Annotated in this window: 12 protein-coding genes and 1 riboswitch; of the genes, 8 read left to right on the top strand and 4 right to left on the bottom strand. The window is 73.7% G+C overall.

Annotated features, from left to right (window positions below; all coding sequences use genetic code 11):
- The first annotated feature begins 223 nt into the window (after window positions 1-223).
- Window positions 224-880, top strand: a complete 657-nt coding sequence (locus ACZ4W5_RS30075) for an Rv1733c family protein (protein ID WP_465658060.1) — start codon at window positions 224-226, stop codon at window positions 878-880.
- Window positions 881-940: 60 nt separating this feature from the next.
- On the opposite strand, the gene ACZ4W5_RS30070 is transcribed toward ACZ4W5_RS30075, so the two are convergent.
- The 3 genes from ACZ4W5_RS30070 to ACZ4W5_RS30060 form a co-directional block, all read right to left on the bottom strand.
- Window positions 941-1,618 carry a YoaK family protein gene (locus ACZ4W5_RS30070; protein WP_465658058.1) on the bottom strand — a complete coding sequence of 226 codons (678 nt, stop codon included), beginning with the start codon at window positions 1,616-1,618 and terminating at the stop codon, window positions 941-943.
- A 57-nt stretch (window positions 1,619-1,675) separates the two neighbouring features.
- Complete coding sequence (locus ACZ4W5_RS30065) at window positions 1,676-2,410, bottom strand: MgtC/SapB family protein (protein WP_360238666.1); 735 nt, start codon at window positions 2,408-2,410, stop codon at window positions 1,676-1,678.
- A gap of 190 nt (window positions 2,411-2,600) precedes the next feature.
- Complete coding sequence (locus tag ACZ4W5_RS30060; protein WP_465658056.1) at window positions 2,601-4,289, bottom strand: NRAMP family divalent metal transporter; 1,689 nt, start codon at window positions 4,287-4,289, stop codon at window positions 2,601-2,603.
- A 366-nt stretch (window positions 4,290-4,655) separates the two neighbouring features.
- A riboswitch (M-box (ykoK) riboswitch) is annotated at window positions 4,656-4,832 on the bottom strand.
- Between the two features lie 168 nt (window positions 4,833-5,000).
- Between ACZ4W5_RS30060 and ACZ4W5_RS30055 the strand changes: the two genes are divergently transcribed.
- From ACZ4W5_RS30055 to ACZ4W5_RS30040, 4 genes are all read left to right on the top strand, one after another.
- Entirely contained in the window at window positions 5,001-5,780 is a 780-nt protein-coding gene (locus ACZ4W5_RS30055; RefSeq protein WP_465658054.1) for an ABC transporter ATP-binding protein, read from the top strand.
- The gene (locus ACZ4W5_RS30050; protein WP_465658052.1) at window positions 5,777-8,518 is read left to right on the top strand and encodes an FtsX-like permease family protein; all 2,742 of its coding nucleotides are present in this window, start codon (window positions 5,777-5,779) and stop codon (window positions 8,516-8,518) included. Before ACZ4W5_RS30055 ends, ACZ4W5_RS30050 begins: the two co-directional genes overlap by 4 nt.
- 162 nt (window positions 8,519-8,680) lie before the next feature.
- Window positions 8,681-9,016, top strand: coding sequence for a BlaI/MecI/CopY family transcriptional regulator (locus ACZ4W5_RS30045; protein WP_465658093.1), 336 nt, complete (start codon window positions 8,681-8,683; stop codon window positions 9,014-9,016).
- Complete coding sequence (locus tag ACZ4W5_RS30040; RefSeq protein ID WP_465658050.1) at window positions 9,013-9,921, top strand: M56 family metallopeptidase; 909 nt, start codon at window positions 9,013-9,015, stop codon at window positions 9,919-9,921. The genes ACZ4W5_RS30045 and ACZ4W5_RS30040 overlap by 4 nt, the downstream gene beginning before the upstream one ends.
- 74 nt (window positions 9,922-9,995) lie before the next feature.
- On the opposite strand, the gene ACZ4W5_RS30035 is transcribed toward ACZ4W5_RS30040, so the two are convergent.
- A complete protein-coding gene (locus tag ACZ4W5_RS30035) occupies window positions 9,996-11,072 on the bottom strand; it encodes a C40 family peptidase (protein ID WP_360238654.1) in 1,077 nt (358 codons plus the stop codon).
- 458 nt (window positions 11,073-11,530) lie between these two features.
- On the opposite strand from ACZ4W5_RS30035, the gene ACZ4W5_RS30030 reads away from it, so the two are divergent.
- From ACZ4W5_RS30030 to meaB, 3 genes are read left to right on the top strand one after another with little or no spacing between them, the layout of a single operon-like run.
- The gene (locus tag ACZ4W5_RS30030; protein ID WP_465658048.1) at window positions 11,531-13,399 is read left to right on the top strand and encodes a methylmalonyl-CoA mutase family protein; all 1,869 of its coding nucleotides are present in this window, start codon (window positions 11,531-11,533) and stop codon (window positions 13,397-13,399) included.
- Complete coding sequence (gene scpA, locus ACZ4W5_RS30025) at window positions 13,396-15,624, top strand: methylmalonyl-CoA mutase (protein WP_465658046.1); 2,229 nt, start codon at window positions 13,396-13,398, stop codon at window positions 15,622-15,624. The genes ACZ4W5_RS30030 and scpA overlap by 4 nt, the downstream gene beginning before the upstream one ends.
- Window positions 15,625-15,637: 13 nt before the next feature.
- Complete coding sequence (gene meaB, locus ACZ4W5_RS30020) at window positions 15,638-16,630, top strand: methylmalonyl Co-A mutase-associated GTPase MeaB (RefSeq protein ID WP_465658044.1); 993 nt, start codon at window positions 15,638-15,640, stop codon at window positions 16,628-16,630.
- Window positions 16,631-16,772: the final 142 nt, after the last annotated feature.

Raw genomic sequence — 16,772 nt, 5'->3', positions numbered from 1 at the left:
ACGTCCCGGGTGGACCGGGCCCGGCGGGCCTGGTGGTCCGGGGCTTGACCCAGGCTTGGCCAGGGCTTCGCGCGGGCTCGGCCAGGGCTCGGCCAGGGCGAATCGGGTCGAACCGGGTGGACCGGCACCGCGCGCACACCCCGGTCTTGTGCGAGGGGGGCGGTCGGGTGGAGATTGGGTAACGAAACCCCGTACGCGCCCGCGTCCTTGAGGAGACCTCAGCGTGTCCAGCACACCCCGCCCGGCCCGATCGGCGTCGCTCCCGCGGCGAACCGGCCGTCAGCTGCGGCGGGCCTTCGGTGCCCGGCACGAACCGTTGGCCCGCCCGCTCGACCGGTCCCGCGCCCGCGCCTGGCTGCTCACCGTCGTCGGCGGGCTGCTGGCCGCCGCCCTCTCCGTCGGCGGCGCGCTGCTGCTCTTCCGCGCCACCGCCCCGCAGGCCGACACCAACCGGACCCGGCTGCACCGGATCGACGCCGTGGTGACCGCCGGACCCAACCGCGGTTCGGCCCCCACCAGCCGGTTCTCCGGCGGCTACGGCAACCAGGTCGAGGTCGAGGCCGCCTGGACCTACCCCGGGAGCACCCCGCACACCGGCACCGTCGAGGCCTCCGGCTCACCCACCGTCGGCGGCGTCGTCCAGGTCTGGGTCGACCCGGCCGGCAACCCCGCCAACCCCCCGCTCGACCGCGCCGCCCTCGCCGTCTCGGCGGCCTGCACCGGCGCCGGCGCGCTGCTCGCGCTGTCCGCCCTGATCGCCTTCGCGCTGCGGCTGCGCCTGAGCGCGCTCAACCGCCGGGCCGAGGCCGGCTGGACCGCCGAGTGGGCCCGGCTGGAGCCGCTCTGGAGCGGCCGCGCCGGGCACCGCCAGGAGGAGTGAACGGGGCCGGTCCGCTCACGTCACCGTCCGTTCAGGGGGGCCGAGCAAGGTCCGGAGCCGTCAGCGGCGCGCCGTCCAGGCCGGGGCCGGGACGGGCTTGGCGGCGTGGTGGGTGAGGACGGCGACCGCGACCAGAAGGGCGAGCGCCAGGCCCAGGGCGACCGGGACGGCGGCGTGCAGGACCAGTACGGCACCGAGGAGGGCCCCGGCGAACATCCACACCGTCGAGGCGAGCCGCCGCAGTCCGGTGCGGTCCGCGGCGAGGGCGGTGATGGTCATGGTGAGCACGGTGGTGGTGAGGTCGGGGACCTTGAGCGCGCGGACCACCGCGTTCTGGCCGCCCATGGCGAGGGCGAGCAGCCCGATCAGGGTGTAGCGGGCGGGGTCGGAGCCGTGGCCGAGCACGGCCGCGAGGGCGGTGCTCGCGGCGACGAGCATCGCCTGGGCGGCGACGGCGGCGGTCAGCAGGTGCCCCCGGTGGCCGGGCAGGTGCCGGGCCAGGTGGCCGCCGGCCAGGGCGCCGAGCACGAAGGCGGCCAGGGCGGCCAGCGAGGCGGTGGCGGACAGGCCGGGGGCACCGGCCAGGGCGAAGCCGAGGAAGACCACGTTGCCGGTCATGTTGGCGACGAAGACGTGTCCGAGCTCCAGGTAGCTGACCGCGTCCACCACCCCGGTGACCAGCGTCAGCACCAGCAGCATCGGCACCAACGGCCCGTGCTCGGGGTCGGCTTTCAGCATCGGACGGCCTCCGGGGGGTACGCGTGACGGTCCGTCCGTTCTACTACCTCGGCGTGCTCAGGCGAGCGCAGGGCTGCCCGGGTCGTCCGACTCGTCGTCCAGGTGCCAGTGCAGGTCCCGGACGCCGGGCTCCAGCGAGAGCCGGCTGACGACCTGCTCCAGCGCGGGGGCCACCTGCCCGCCGATCGCCACGGTGGCCCGCAGGCTGGTGGCGTCGCCCTCCTCGGTGCGGCGGGCACGCAGGCCGGTCGGGGCGAGGCCCGAGGCGGTCAGGGCCTGGAGCAGCAGGGCGCGGATGTGGGTCTCGGACTTGCGGTCGCACTCCACGTGGACGGTGGCCCGGACGGTGGAGTCCGGGTCGCTGCCGGACTGCGGGGAGCGGTCGAGCAGCCGGCCGGCCGGGCGCAGCACCAGGTGGACGGCGAGCACCGCGAAGGTGCCGAGGGCGGCGAGCTCCAGCTTGCCGGAGGCGGCCAGCACCCCGACCGCGGCCGAACACCACAGCGTGGCAGCGGTGTTGAGGCCGCGTACGCCGGCCCCATCGCGCAGGATCACGCCACCGCCGAGGAAGCCGATGCCGGAGACCACGTAGGAGGCGACCCGGGTGGGGCTGCCGGTGTCGCCGACCGCCTCGCTGTACAGGACGAACAGGGTGGCGCCGGCGGCGACCAGGGCGTTGGTCCGCAGGCCGGCCATCCGGGCCCGCCACTGGCGCTCGATGCCGATCAGCGCGCCGCAGGCGACGCCGGTGGCGAGCCGGACCAGGAACTCGACGGTGGTCAGGGTGTGCACGACGGCACCTCCTCCAAGGGATTCACGGGGAACACGGACAGCAGGGGAAGCAAGGGGACCACAGGGATCGTGGGGATCACGGGAAGCACGGGGATCACGGGGACCCCGGGCCGGGGGAACGGAGCCAGAAGGTACGGACGGGTGGCGAGCCGCTGCCCGCCACCCGTCCGTACGGGCTCCGCTCGGCGGCTCAGTGGTTGAGCGCGGTCTGGACGACCTTGATGATGACCATGACCATCGCGATCAGCAGGTAGGCGCGCAGGGCGCCCATGCCGACCTTGCGGGCGGTGGACATCACCGGCTGGCTCAGCGTCTCCAGCGGGGGCATCCGCCAGTCCTCGCGGCCGGTGCGGTCGACGGGGTCCTCCTTGGTGCCGGTACGGCCGGCGGTGAAGAAGTAGCCCGCGACCAGGACCCCGACCATGCCGCAGCTGCCCATGATCCACAGGATCGCGTCCGAGCTGATGCCCGGCCAGACCACCGAGGCGGTCAGGATCAACGAGAGCATCACCAGGACGCCGACCACCGTGGAGGTGAAGGCGTTGGTCCGGGGCCCGTTGGCCCAGGGGCCGAGCACGGCCCGGTCGTTGCAGAGCAGCAGCAGGAAGACGGTGGCGGAGGGCAGCAGCACCCCGGCCAGCACCTGGACGAACTGGGTGATCAGGCCCTGGGTGTAGCCGTTGGACAGCAGGGTGATCGTCGCGGCGACGGCCACCAGTCCGGCGTAGACGGCGTAGAAACCCTTGGCGCCCTTGACCCCGCGGTGCAGGGAGTGCTTGATGCCGAAGACGTCGCCGATGGCGTAGGCGGTGGAGAGCGAGACGGCGAAGGCGCCGATGATCGAGGCGTCCAGCAGGGCGATCGCGAACAGCACGCCCGCCAGGTGGCCGGCCTTGTCCTCGATGCCCTTGGCGACGGCGGCCGTGTCGGAGAACTGGCCGAAGCCGTCGGTGCCGGCGAAGGCCGCCGCCGTGAGGCCGATCAGTGCGGCGGCGCCGATGATCACGATCGCGATGCCGATCCACAGGTCGACCTTCTCGTACTTCATGAAACGCGGGGTGATCCGCTTGTCGATGACGTACGACTGCTGGAAGAACAGCTGCCAGGGGGCGACGGTGGTGCCGACGATCGAGATGATGACCATCATGACGGCCGCGAGCTGGCCGGCGCCGCCGGGCATCTGCGGCGTCACGAAGTCGTGGGCCATCTGCGAGGTCTTCGGGTGGACCATGAAGTAGATCGGGACCAGCAGCAGCGAGCCGACGCAGAGCGTGATGGCGACCCGCTCGAAGCGCCGGAAGGAGCCGGTGAAGGCCGAGGCGATGATGATCGCCGCCGCCAGGACGACGGAGAGGACCTTGGGCAGGCCCAGGTACCCGGCCGCCATGGTGACGCCGATGAACTCGGTGACCAGGGTGAGGGCGTTGAGCAGGAAGAGGTCGATGACGCTGAACGCGCCCCAGAACCTGCCGAACCGCTCCAGGATCAGCCGGGCGTGGCCGACGCCGGTGACCGCGCCCAGGCGCAGCACCATCTCCTGGTTGACGTACAGCACCGGGACGAGCAGGAGCAGCGTCCACAGCAGCTGGGTGCCGTAGTTCTGGCCGGCCTGGCCGTAGGTGGAGAAGGCGCCGGCGTCGTTGTCGCCGACCATCACGATCAGGCCGGGGCCGACGATCGCCAGCAGGGTCTTGAGCCGGGCGGAGAGTCCGTGGCGGGGGGTGGTGTCGTCGAGCCGGATGGTGCCGAGCGCGCCCTTGATGTCGCCGACGTGGGCGTCGTCCAGCACGGCGGACTTGGCGGGCGCGACGGGCGCTGCGGGGGCGGTGGGGACTGTGGCGGCGGTGGGGACCTTCGGGTCCAGCATCACGTTGGTCATGGCGGGGCCTCCCTCCCCCTACCTTGAGGGGGCGTCAGGGGGCACGCAGCGGCAAGCCTCCCTGCGGGCGCACGGCATCCACGGCCGTACGGCGACGCTGAGCGGCGGCGGCCGTGCGGGCACGATGATGCTGACGATGCGTCAGTCGACCTGCGTCCGGGCACGGTTGAGCGCAGGACGAAGCGTCGGGTGAACGCGCAGGGAAGGTTGTTACCGCGTGCCGGAGGTGTTCGAGAGCATGCGGAGGTAGGGGCTACTGTGGCCCGGACTATCGCAGTCCATGTCTCTCGCCTCCTCCCGGTCGGGGGCGCACCGTCTGTGCGCCGCATCACGACACGGCAAGGAGCACACCGGTCTTCGACGACCGGTACACCCCAACTCGTCAGAGCTTTGGCACTCCACGGCGTGTCCAGCCGGATCGGCCGGAAGCCACTTGGGGTCAACCCTTAACTCGGGAAGACCTGTCCTGAACCTGGGCGTCTCTCGACGTCGTCGGGTCAGTGGCCTGTGTCCGTGAAGACGCCTCACCGAACGAGGTGCCTTTTCAAACCTCCCAAAGCATAGACCCGGCACGGCGACCCCGAGTCACCTTTTCGGCTGATCTTCGACAGCTTTGTAGAACCTTGACCAAACCCGTGGCGACTTGCTCATCCCCCACCGGCATATATAGTTCACCGACATATGCAGCTGAACAGCTCACGAGGGGGAACCATGTCCCACATCGATCCGAGCCGACCCGCGCCCGTCCTGCAGCTGGCCGGGGTCTCCCGGGTGCACGGTCGCGGCGCCGCCGAGGTGCACGCCCTGCGCGAGGTCGACCTGACCGTCCACGCCGGCGAGTTCGTCGCCGTGATGGGGCCCTCCGGCTCAGGCAAGTCGACCCTGCTCACCCTGGCCGGCGGGCTGGACCTGCCCAGCGGCGGCGAGGTGCTGGTCGAGGGCGTGACCCTCGGCGGCCTCAGCCGGGGCAAGCTCGCCGACCTGCGGCGGCGCTCCGTCGGCTACGTCTTCCAGGACTACAACCTGATCCCGGCGCTCACCGCCGCCGAGAACATCGCGCTGCCGCGCGAACTCGACGGCGTCTCCGGACGCACCGCCCGCCGGGAGGCCCTCGCCGCCCTGGAGGAACTGGGCATCGGCGAGCTGGCCGACCGCTTCCCCGACGACATGTCCGGCGGTCAGCAGCAGCGCGTCGCCATCGCCCGCGCCCTGATCGGCGAACGCCGCCTCGTCCTCGCCGACGAACCCACGGGGGCGCTCGACTCCGCCACCGGCGACGCCGTGCTCGCCGTGCTGCGCGCCCGCTGCGACGCCGGGGCGGCCGCCATGATGGTCACCCACGAGGCCTCGCACGCCAGTTGGGCCGACCGGGTGGTCCACCTGCGGGACGGTGCGGTCGCCTCGGAGAGCGTCGGACGCCGCTCCGGCAGCTGCCAGGCCGCCGTCCACCGCTCCCACTCCTTCGACTCCTTCGGCGAGGTGGCCCGATGAGGTTCGGAGCGTGGAAGCTCGCGCTGCGGATCGCCCGGCGCGACGCCCTGCGGGCCAAGGGGCGCAGCGCCCTGATCGTGGCCATGATCGCGCTGCCCGTGCTCGGCGTCACCGGCGCCGACGTGGTCCACCGCAGCGGCCAACTGTCCCCCGCCGAGCGGGTCGAGCGGGTGGTGGGCGGCGCCGACGCGCTGGTCACCGCGGTCAGCCCGGGCCAGACCGTCGAACAGGCCCCGATCGCCGAGGACGGCGCGTTCGCCGTCCAGCCGCGGCCCGGGCAACAGCCCACGCCCGAGCAGCTCAAGGGCGCGAGCACCGACCCGACCGCCCTGGTCGGCTCGCTGCTGCCGCCCGGCAGCGCGCTCACCCCGGTCCGGACCGGCCCGGAGACCGGCGCGAGCTCACCCGAGGGCCTGGTCCGCACCCTCACCGCCGAGGCCGACCTGGGCGACCCGGTCTGGCGCGGCCGGGTCGACCTGGTCAAGGGCCGCGCACCCGGCGCACCGCACGAACTCGCCGTCACCCAGGCCTTCCTGGACCACTCCGGGCTCCGGCTCGGCAGCGACACCACCGTCCAGGGACTGGAGCGGACCACCTTCCGCATCACCGGCCTGGTGGAGTACCCGGACGACCTCAACCGGGTCGAACTCATCGCCCGGCCCGGCGAGTTGCTCGACCAGCTGGCCGCCGCGGCGGAACCCGGACAGCCCGCCCCCGGGCAGGGCCGCACCAACCACAGCTCCTGGCTGGTGCACCTTCCGGGCGGGGCGACCCTGGACTGGGCCACCGTCCAGTCGTTCAACGCCCACGGCTACACCCTCACCGCACGCGCCGTCGCGCTCGACCCACCGCCGCACGGCGCCGTCCCCTACTACCGGGACTCCACCGTCTACCGCGACCCCGCCGGCGGCAACAGCACCAAGGTCGTGGTCGCCACCGTCACCGGCATGGGGCTGCTGGAGGTCGCCCTGCTCGCCGGCCCCGCCTTCGCGGTCGGCGCCCGCCGCTCCCGCCGCCAGCTCGCGCTGCTCGGCGCCGCGGGCGGCCGGCGCACCCACATCGGCGCGGTGGTGCTCGGCGGCGGCCTGGTGCTCGGCCTGGCCGGGGCGGCCCTCGGTGTGGCGGTCGGCACCGGACTGGTCGCCGCGCTGCGGTCGGTGATCGAGGAGGTCGGCGGCGCCCGCTTCGGCCACTTCGCCCTCCCCCCGGTGGACCTGCTGGCCATCGCCGGGATCGGCGTGGTCACCGCCCTGCTCGCGGCCGCACTGCCGGCCTGGCAGGCCGCCCGGCGCAGCGTCACCGCCGGCCTCACCGGACGGGACACCGTCCGGTCACCCAACCGCCTGGTCACCGTGCTCGGCGTGGCGCTGCTCCTCGGCGGCGGCGCGATCGCGATGTACGGCGCGGGCGCCGTCCAGCACGGCTCGCCCGTGGTCAGCACCTACGACGCCCGCACCCTCACCGTGCTGGTCGGCTCGGTCTGCGCCGAACTCGGGCTGCTCGCCTGCACACCCGTCCTGGTCGCCCTGTTCGGCCGGCTCGCGGGGCGGCTGCCGCTCGGCCCCCGGCTGGCGCTGCGCGACTCCGCCCGCAACCGCTCGCGCACCGCACCGGCCGTCGCCGCGGTGATGGCCGCCGTGGCCGGAGCCGTCGCCATCGGGGTGTACAGCACGAGCACGGACGCCGAGAACCGGCGCGACTACCGGCCGGAGGCCCCGTACGGCGCCGTCCAGCTGATCAGCCACCGGGAGGGCCCGGAGTCCGCCCAGCTGCTGGCCGAGGTGGAGAAGCAGCTCTCCGGGCTCGGCCCGCGCGCCGAAGTCGGCCAGGCCCTCTACAAGTTCTGCGACAACTGCTCCAGCACCGTCACCCTCAAGGGCCCGGTGGAGCTGCGCCGGCTCGCGGCGATCCCGCACCTCGCCACCGGGGACGCCACCGTGCTGCACAACCTGTTCGACGTCCGGGACCAGGCGGCCGAGCAGGCGCTGGCCGCCGGGAAGCTGCTGGTCTTCGACCGGTCGCTGATCGGCGCCGACGGCAAGGCCGTGCTGCTGCTGCGCGGGGGCGGCGGCGCCCCACTGCAGCCCGGGCAGGTCCCCAAGCCCGACCTCCAGGAAGTCCCGGTGGACGCGGTGCTGGTCGACGACCCGGACGCCGCCCGCTACGCCCAGGGCCTGCTGCCGACCACGGCGCTGAGCAGGCTCGGCCTCGCCTCGGCACCCCAGGGCGCCGTCTGGCGACCGGCCACCCCGCCCGACCGCAAGGCCCAGCAGCGGGCCGCGGCCGCCGCCGCCCGGCTGGACCACTACGCCGAGCTGGACGTCGAGCGCGGCTACCAGCCCAAGAGCGACGCGCTCACCCTCGCGCTCAGCGGCTTCGCCGGACTGGTCGTACTCGGCGCGGCCGGGATCGCCACCGGGCTCGCGGCCGCCGACTCCCGGCAGGACCAGGCCACCCTGGCCGCGGTCGGCGCACCGCCGCGGATCCGCCGGACCATGGCGGGCCTGCAGTGCGCACTGATCGCGCTGCTCGGGGCGCTGCTCGGGGCGGCGAACGGCTTCGTCCCGGCGGTGGGGCTGTTGAAGTCCCGGGCCAGCGGGTTCGGTTCGAAGCCGATGCTGCTCACCGCGCCCTGGGGGGAACTGCTGCTGGTGGTCCTGGTGCTGCCGGTGGTGGCCGGGCTACTCGCGGCGCTGTTCACCCGCTCCAGGGTGCCGCTGGGGCGGCGGCTGTCCTGAGCCGTCCAGTCCGTGGGCGCCCGCTCCCCTCACCCGGGGGCGGGCGCCCGGTGCGTTACGTAGCATGGGCCGCGTTCCAGCGGGCGAAGGGCGCCGGCGGTCGGTGCGGCGAGGGAGACGAGGGCGGTGCTACGGGGTTTCGGCGATCTCGAGGCCGAGATCATGGACCGGTTGTGGGCCTGGGGCCGTCCGGCCACGGTGCGCGAGGTGGTCGACGACCTCCAGCAGCAGCGCCCGGTCGCGTACACCACCGTGACCACCGTCGCCGACATCCTGCACACCAAGGGCTGGCTGAGCCGGGACAAGGTCGGCCGCGCCTGGGTGTACGAGCCGACCTGCACCCGGGAGGCGTACACCGCCCAGCTGATGCACCAGGCGCTGGAGACCACCACGGACCGGGCCGGCGCCCTGCTGCAGTTCGTCGACCGGATCAGCGGGGACGAGGCGTCCGCACTGCTCGCCGCCCTCGAACAGGTGAAGGCCCGGGACGCCGAGTGACGCTCGCCCTGCTCGGCCTCTACCTGGCCGCGACCGGCGTGCTGCTCCCCCGTCGACTGGCCGGCTCGGCCCGGCTCCAGGCCCGGCTCCAGACCCGCCCGCTGCTCGGCGTCGCGCTGTGGCTGGCGCTGATGGCCTCCTTCACCGTCGCCCTGGTGCTCGCGGTGCACCACACGTTCGAGCCCGCCACGCACGAGCCGGCCGGGCTGATCGGCCTGTTCCCGCACCTCGAACCGGCCGGGCCGGTCCTGCCGCACACCCACGACTGGTGGCTGCTCGCCGCCACCGGGGCCCTGCTGACCGGGCCGGCGGCCGCCGTCGGCGTCCGGACCGGGCGGGCCCGGCGGCGGCACCGGGCCGTGCTGGACGTGGTCGCCGTACGGGACCGGCGCTGGGGCGCCCTGGTGCTGGAGCACGCCCACCCGACGGTCTACTGCCTGCCCGGCCGGCGCTCCCGGGTGGTGCTGTCCCGCGGGGCGCTGCGGCTGCTGGACGAGCGGCAGCTGGCCGCGGCCGTCGCCCACGAGCACGGGCACATCCGCGGCCGCCACCACCTCCTCCGCCTGCCCGTCGACACCTTCGCGCTGCTGCTGGGCCCCCTGCCGCTGGCCCGGCTGGGACGCTCGGAGGTGGCACTGCTGCTGGAGATGGCGGCCGACGACGCGGCGCTGGCCGAGGTGTCCCGGAGCGAACTGGCCTCGGCGCTCTGCGCGTTGGCGGCCTCCGGGACAACCCCCGGGACAACTCCCGGCACCGCTCTGGGAGTCGCCTCCACCGGAGTGCTGGCCAGGGTCCGCCGCCTGGCCCGGCCGGGCAGCGGCCGGCGGCGCCAACTGGCCTGGCGGCTCGGGGTGTTGGCGCTTCCGGCGCTGCCGTACCTGCTGGCCTGCGCACCGCACCCGTAGGACGGGCGGCGCGCAGCCGCCGGGCTCAGGATCTGGGCTCTGGGCTCTGGGCTCCGTGACTACGGGCCCCGTGACTACGGCCGGACGGCGCCCATGTAGGGCATCGCGGAGATCGGCAGGACCTCGACGTTCTTGCCGGTGCGCGGGGAGTGGATCATCTTGCCGTCGCCGATGTAGATCCCGACGTGGTGGATGTCCGGGTAGAAGAAGACCAGGTCACCGGGCTGGAGGTCGGAGCGGGCGACCCGCGGGCCGTCGTTCCACTGGTCCTGGGACATCCGGGAGAGCTTGACGTTCGCCGCGCGGTAGGCGGCGCCGGTGAGGCCGGAGCAGTCGAAGCTGTTGGGGCCGGTGGCGCTCCACTGGTACGGCTTGCCGAGCTGGGCGTAGGCGAACTGGACGATCGCCGCGGCCCGGCCGCTGGCGGCCGCCGGCGGGGCCGGCGTGTTCAGGTCCGGGCGCGCGTCCGAGCGGGAGGCCCGGTCGGCGGCGGCCGCCTGCTGGGCCTCGGCCTTGGCCTTGTCGGCAGCCTGCTGGGCGTTGACCTTGGCGCGGTCCTCGGCGCTCAGCTTGTTGAGGGTGGCCTGGGCCTGGGCGAGCTTGGTCTGGATCTGCTGCTTCTTCGCGGCCAGCTCGGTGCCGACCGAGTCGAGCTGGGCGAGGGTGGCGGTGGCCTCGGCGCGGTCCTGGTCGAGCTTGCGCTGCTCGCCCTGGGCCTGCTTGAGCAGGGCCGTCTGGGTGCCGGCCGCCTGGTTCTGCGCCGAGGCGCGCTCCAGGTAGCCGGCCGGGTCGGAGTCGAACATCAGCTGGACGGAGGGGTCGATGCCGCCGTTGCGGTACTGGTCGGCGGCGACCGCGCCGAGCCGGGTGCGCAGCTCGTTCATCGCCTCCTGGCCACGGGCGACCTTCTCCTGGATCCGGTTGGCCTCGCCCTGGAGCTTCTGCTGCTTCTCCTGGAAGCCGTTGTACTGCTCGACGGACTGCTCGGCCTCCTCGTTGAGCTTGTCCACCTGCTCCTTGACGGAGGCCAGGTTCGGGGCCGGCTCGGCGTGGGCGGTGCCGGCGGCGAGCACCGCACCACCGGCCATCGCCGTGGTGAGGACCGCCATGCGGGCCCGGCTCGGGGGGCTGGGCTTACGGCGCTTTCCCATCGAGATGGCACTCCTTCGGGGGACGGGCGGGGGGGGGGGAGGTGCGGGGAGGTGCGGGCAGGTGCGGTGACATGCGGTGACACTGGAGGAACGTCCGAGGGGCATTCGCACGTTCATCCGACCATCCGGGAATTCGACCGAGGCCCCGGCGGCACGCCCGGGTAGGGGTGCGCAGACGCACAGGGGACGGCGAAGGACGGGCGGGGCCGTACGGGGGATGCCGTCCCCACCCGCCTTCTTCGAAGTAACTTAGTAGATGAGGGGCGGGGTTCCGCAATCCCCCTGATCCAGGGCACTTCCGGGCGGCCGACCGACCCTCCGCCGGGCCCCGACCCCCGCCTCGTGACACTCCCCGCCGGACGGAGTGCTGGCCACGGGCCGAAAGCGCGCCAAATCGAGAACAAGGTCACACTTAACGACCCTCCTTCCGCTCCGCTGACGGGCGCTAACCTGCGGACATGAAGGTCCCGCCCGAAAGGCTCCCCCTCGCCGCCGAGTTCCCGGCCGCGCACCGTGAGCAGTGGCAGCAGCTCGTCGAGGGCGTGCTGCGCAAGTCCGGTGCCCAGCCGGAGGACGGCGCCGCCGCCGAGCAGGCGCTCACCACCGCGCTCCAGGACGGGCTGCGCGCCCGCCCGCTGTACACCGCCGAGGACACCTCGGTCGAGCCCGGCTACCCCGGCTTCCCCCCGTTCATCCGGGGCGGCCGGCCGCAGGGCTCCGCCGTCGCCGGGTGGGACGTACGCCAGCGGCACGCCGACCCGGACCGCCGGCGCGCCAACGAGGCCGTACTGGCCGACCTGGAGCACGGCGTCGGCTCGCTCTGGCTGGAGCTCGGCGACGCGGGCCTGCCCGTCGCCGCCCTGCCCGAGGCGCTCGACGGGGTGTACCTGGACCTCGCCGCCGTCGCCCTCGACGCGGGACCGGACTTCACCGAGGCCGCCGAGCGGCTGTTCGCGCTGTACGACGAGCGCGAGGTCTCCCCCGCCTCCGCCGCCGGCAACCTCGGCGCCGACCCGCTCGGCCTCCAGGCCCGCACCGGCTCCGCCGACCGCACCGAGGCCCTGCTCGCGGAGGCCGCCGCGCTCGCCGCCCGCTGCGCCGAGGGCTACCCGAACGTCCGGGCCCTGACCGTGGACGCCCTGCCGTACCACGAGGCCGGCGCCTCCCCCGCCCAGGAGCTGGGCTGCGCGCTCGCCACCGGCGTCGCCTACCTGCGCGCGCTGACCGCCGCCGGCCTGTCCGTCGACGCCGCGCTCGGCCAGCTGGAGTTCCGCTACGCCGCCGACGCCGACCAGTTCCTGACCATCGCCAAGTTCCGCGCCGCGCGCCGCCTCTGGGCCCGCGTCGCCGAGGTGTCCGGCGGCTCCGCCGAGGCCTCGGCGCAGCGCCAGCACGCCGTCACGTCCCGGGTGATGATGACCGCCCGCGACCCGTGGGTGAACATGCTGCGCACCACCGTGGCCTGCCTGGCCGCCGGGGTCGGCGGCGCCGACGCCGTCACCGTGCTGCCCTTCGACAGCGCCCTCGGCCTCCCCGACGCCTTCGCCCGCCGGATCGCCCGCAACACCCAGTCGATCCTGCTGGAGGAGTCCCACCTGTCCCGGGTGATCGACCCGGCCGGCGGCTCCTGGTACGTCGAGCAGCTCGGCGAGGAGCTCGCCCGGGCCGCCTGGGCCTGGTTCCAGGAGATCGAGCGGGCCGGCGGCCAGCAGGCCGCGCTGGCGTCCGGGTTGGTCGGCGACCGGATCGCCGCGACCTGGGCGGAGCGGTCCGCGAAGCTCGCCAAGCGGCGCGAACCGGTCACCGGCGTCAGCGAGTTCCCGCACCTGGACGAGCAGCCGCTGGTCCGCGAGCCCGCCCCGGCCGGGCACACCGGCGGCCTGCCGCGGGTGCGCCGCGCCGAGGCGTACGAGGCGCTGCGGGACCGCTCGGACGCCCACCTGGCGGCCACCGGCGCCCGTCCGGCCCTCTTCCTGGCCTCGATCGGCACGGCCGCCGCGCACACCGGGCGCACCACCTTCGCCGCCAACCTGTTCCAGGCCGGCGGCATCGCGACCACCGCCACCGAGGGCGTCGACCCGGCCGCGTTCGCCGCGGCCTTCCGGGCGTCCGGTGCGACCGTCGCCTGCCTGTGCTCCAGCGACGCCCTGTACGGCGAGCACGCCGCGGCCGTCGCCGTAGCCTTGAAGGAGGCGGGCGCCCAGCGCGTGCTGCTGGCCGGCCGCCCGGCCGAAGTACCCGCCGGAGTGGACGAGTTCATCTACGCGGGCGGGGACGCGATCGCCGTCCTCACCTCCCTGCTGGACCTCATTGGAGTGGCGCGATGATCCCCGACTTCACCGGAATCGGGCTGGACGACTCCTCCGCCGGGCCCTCCACCGGGCCCTCCGCCGGAGACGTCACCGACGCCCAGTGGCAGGCCGCCTGGCGCCGGTCCACCGGCAAGGACGTCGACGAGCTGGTCTGGGACACCCCGGAGGGCATCGGCGTCAAGCCGCTGTACACCGCGGCCGACCTCGAGGGCCTGGACTTCCTGGAGACGTACCCCGGCATCGCCCCGTACCTGCGCGGGCCGTACCCGACCATGTACGTCAACCAGCCGTGGACGGTCCGCCAGTACGCGGGCTTCTCCACCGCCGAGGAGTCCAACGCCTTCTACCGCCGCAACCTCGCGGCCGGCCAGAAGGGCCTCTCGGTCGCCTTCGACCTGCCGACCCACCGCGGCTACGACAGCGACCACCCGCGCGTCACCGGCGACGTCGGCATGGCGGGCGTCGCCATCGACTCGATCTACGACATGCGCCAGCTGTTCGACGGCATCCCGCTCGACAAGATGTCGGTGTCGATGACCATGAACGGCGCGGTGCTCCCGGTGCTCGCGCTGTACATCGTCGCGGCCGAGGAGCAGGGGGTGCCGCCCGAGAAGCTCGCGGGGACCATCCAGAACGACATCCTCAAGGAGTTCATGGTCCGCAACACCTACATCTACCCGCCGCAGCCGTCGATGCGGATCATCTCGGACATCTTCGCGTACACCTCGCAGAAGATGCCCCGGTACAACTCGATCTCCATCTCCGGCTACCACATCCAGGAGGCCGGGGCCACCGCCGACCTGGAACTCGCCTACACCCTGGCCGACGGGGTCGAGTACCTGCGCGCGGGCCTGGACGTGGGCCTGGACGTGGACGCCTTCGCGCCGCGGCTGTCGTTCTTCTGGGCGATCGGCATGAACTTCTTCATGGAGGTCGCCAAGCTGCGCGCGGCCCGGCTGCTGTGGGCCAAGCTGGTCAAGCAGTTCGACCCGAAGAATCCCAAGTCCCTTTCGCTGCGCACCCATTCGCAGACCTCGGGCTGGTCGCTGACCGCCCAGGACGTGTTCAACAACGTGACGCGCACCTGCGTCGAGGCGATGGCCGCCACCCAGGGCCACACCCAGTCGCTGCACACCAACGCCCTCGACGAGGCGCTCGCGCTCCCGACGGACTTCTCCGCCCGGATCGCCCGCAACACCCAGCTGCTGCTCCAGCAGGAGTCGGGCACCTGCCGGGTCATCGACCCGTGGGGCGGCTCCGCATACGTCGAGAAGCTGACCCAGGACCTCGCCGCCCGGGCCTGGCAGCACATCCAGGAGGTCGAGGCGGCCGGCGGCATGGCCAAGGCCATCGACGCGGGCATCCCCAAGATGCGCGTCGAGGAGGCCGCCGCCCGCACCCAGGCGCGGATCGACTCCGGCCGCCAGCCGGTGATCGGCGTCAACAAGTACCGGGTCGAGAACGACGAGCAGATCGACGTGCTCAAGGTCGACAACTCGGCGGTGCGGGCCCGGCAGATCGAGAAGCTGCGCCGGCTGCGCGAGGAGCGCGACGAGGCGGTCTGCCAGGACGCGCTGCGCGCCCTGACGGCGGCCGCCGAGGCCGGTCCGCAGCGCGGCGGGTCACTGGACGGCAACCTGCTGCACCTGGCCGTCAACGCGGCCCGGGCGAAGGCCACGGTCGGCGAGATCTCCGACGCCCTGGAGAAGGTGTACGGCCGCCACTCCGGCCAGATCCGTACCATTTCCGGTGTGTACCGAGACGAAGCGGGCCCGTCGGCCTCCCTCCAGCGCACCCGCGACCTGGTCGAGCGGTTCGAGCAGGCCGAGGGCCGTCGCCCGCGCATCCTGGTCGCCAAGATGGGCCAGGACGGCCACGACCGCGGCCAGAAGGTGATCGCCACCGCCTTCGCCGACCTCGGCTTCACCGTCGACGTGGGCCCGCTGTTCCAGACCCCGGCCGAGGTCGCCCGCCAGGCCGTCGAGGCGGACGTCCACATCGTCGGCGTCTCGTCGCTGGCCGCCGGACACCTCACCCTGGTGCCCGCGCTGCGCGCCGAACTCGCCGCGGCCGGGCGGGAGGACATCACCATCGTGGTCGGCGGCGTCATCCCGCCGCAGGACTTCGAGGCCCTGTACCAGGCGGGCGCGGCGGCCGTGTTCGGCCCCGGCACGGTGATCCCGGACGCGGCCTTCGACCTGCTGACCGCCCTGGCCGCCGAGCTCGGCCACGAGCTGTGACGGTCTGATCGTCATGCCACCGAGGACGATCGACCTCGACAGCTACGTGACGGGCGTCCTGGACGGCTCGCGCGCCTGGATCGCGCGCGCCGTCACCCTCGTCGAGTCCACCCGGCCCGACCACCGCGCGCTCGCGCAGCAGCTGCTCCAGCGGCTGCTGCCGCACGCGGGCGGGGCGGTGCGGGTGGGCATCACCGGGGTGCCCGGTGTCGGCAAGTCGACCTTCATCGACTCCTTCGGGACGATGCTCACGGGCCTGGGCCACCGGGTCGCGGTGCTCGCCGTCGACCCGACCTCCACGCGGACCGGCGGCTCCATCCTGGGCGACAAGACCCGGATGGAGCGGCTGGCCGTCGACCCGAACGCCTTCGTCCGGCCGTCCCCGACCTCGGGGACGCTGGGGGGCGTCGCCAAGGCCACCCGGGAGTCGATGGTGGTGATGGAGGCGGCGGGCTACGACGTCGTCCTGATCGAGACCGTCGGCGTTGGCCAGTCCGAGACGACCGTCGCCGGGATGGTGGACACCTTCCTGCTGCTCAGCCTGGCCCGTACCGGCGACCAGCTCCAGGGCATCAAGAAGGGCGTGCTGGAGCTGGCGGACGTCATCGCCGTCAACAAGGCGGACGGCCCGCACGAGCGCGATGCCCGCGCCGCCGCCCGTGAACTCGCGGGCGCCCTGCGGCTGTTGCAGCCCCCGGACGCGGCATGGACGCCGCCGGTGCTGACCTGCAGCGGGCTCGACGGGGCCGGGCTCGACGTGCTGTGGGAGCGGTTGCAGCAGCACCGGAAGGTGCTGGACGCCACGGGCGGGCTGGCGGCCAAGCGGCGGGAGCAGCAGGTCGAGTGGACGTGGTCGATGGTCCACGACCAGCTGTACGCCCGGCTGCACGAACACCCGGAGGTACGGCGGCTCACCCCGGAACTGGAGGCCCAGGTGCGGGCCGGTACGCTGCCGGCGGGGCTGGCCGCGCAACGGATCCTGGACAGCTTCTTCGGTACCGCCTGAGGGATTCATCGCGGTCATGAAGGAGACCCTGGAAGCCGCCTGACAGTCACACCACCCCGGCAGCGTGAAGTTCGAGCGCCGTGGCCCACCCACGGGGGGGGGACAGGGCTTTTGTGCTTGCCAAGTGCTCCCACCACACCCC

The organism is Kitasatospora sp. NPDC029367, from assembly GCF_055569135.1.
Note: the sequence above shows the minus strand (reverse complement) of the source record. Positions and strands in the feature narration are given on the sequence as shown.

Bases quoted from the DNA above. Each gene is read 5' to 3' on its own strand.
- ACZ4W5_RS30070 (WP_465658058.1), bottom strand. From the start codon at position 1,618: ATGCTGAAAGCCGACCCCGAGCACGGGCCGTTGGTGCCGATGCTGCTG.
- ACZ4W5_RS30060 (WP_465658056.1), bottom strand. From the start codon at position 4,289: ATGACCAACGTGATGCTGGACCCGAAGGTCCCCACCGCCGCCACAGTC.
- ACZ4W5_RS30055 (WP_465658054.1), top strand. From the start codon at position 5,001: ATGTCCCACATCGATCCGAGCCGACCCGCGCCCGTCCTGCAGCTGGCC.
- ACZ4W5_RS30050 (WP_465658052.1), top strand. From the start codon at position 5,777: ATGAGGTTCGGAGCGTGGAAGCTCGCGCTGCGGATCGCCCGGCGCGAC.
- ACZ4W5_RS30045 (WP_465658093.1), top strand. From the start codon at position 8,681: ATGGACCGGTTGTGGGCCTGGGGCCGTCCGGCCACGGTGCGCGAGGTG.
- ACZ4W5_RS30035 (WP_360238654.1), bottom strand. From the start codon at position 11,072: ATGGGAAAGCGCCGTAAGCCCAGCCCCCCGAGCCGGGCCCGCATGGCG.
- ACZ4W5_RS30030 (WP_465658048.1), top strand. From the start codon at position 11,531: ATGAAGGTCCCGCCCGAAAGGCTCCCCCTCGCCGCCGAGTTCCCGGCC.
- scpA (WP_465658046.1), top strand. From the start codon at position 13,396: ATGATCCCCGACTTCACCGGAATCGGGCTGGACGACTCCTCCGCCGGG.
- meaB (WP_465658044.1), top strand. From the start codon at position 15,638: ATGCCACCGAGGACGATCGACCTCGACAGCTACGTGACGGGCGTCCTG.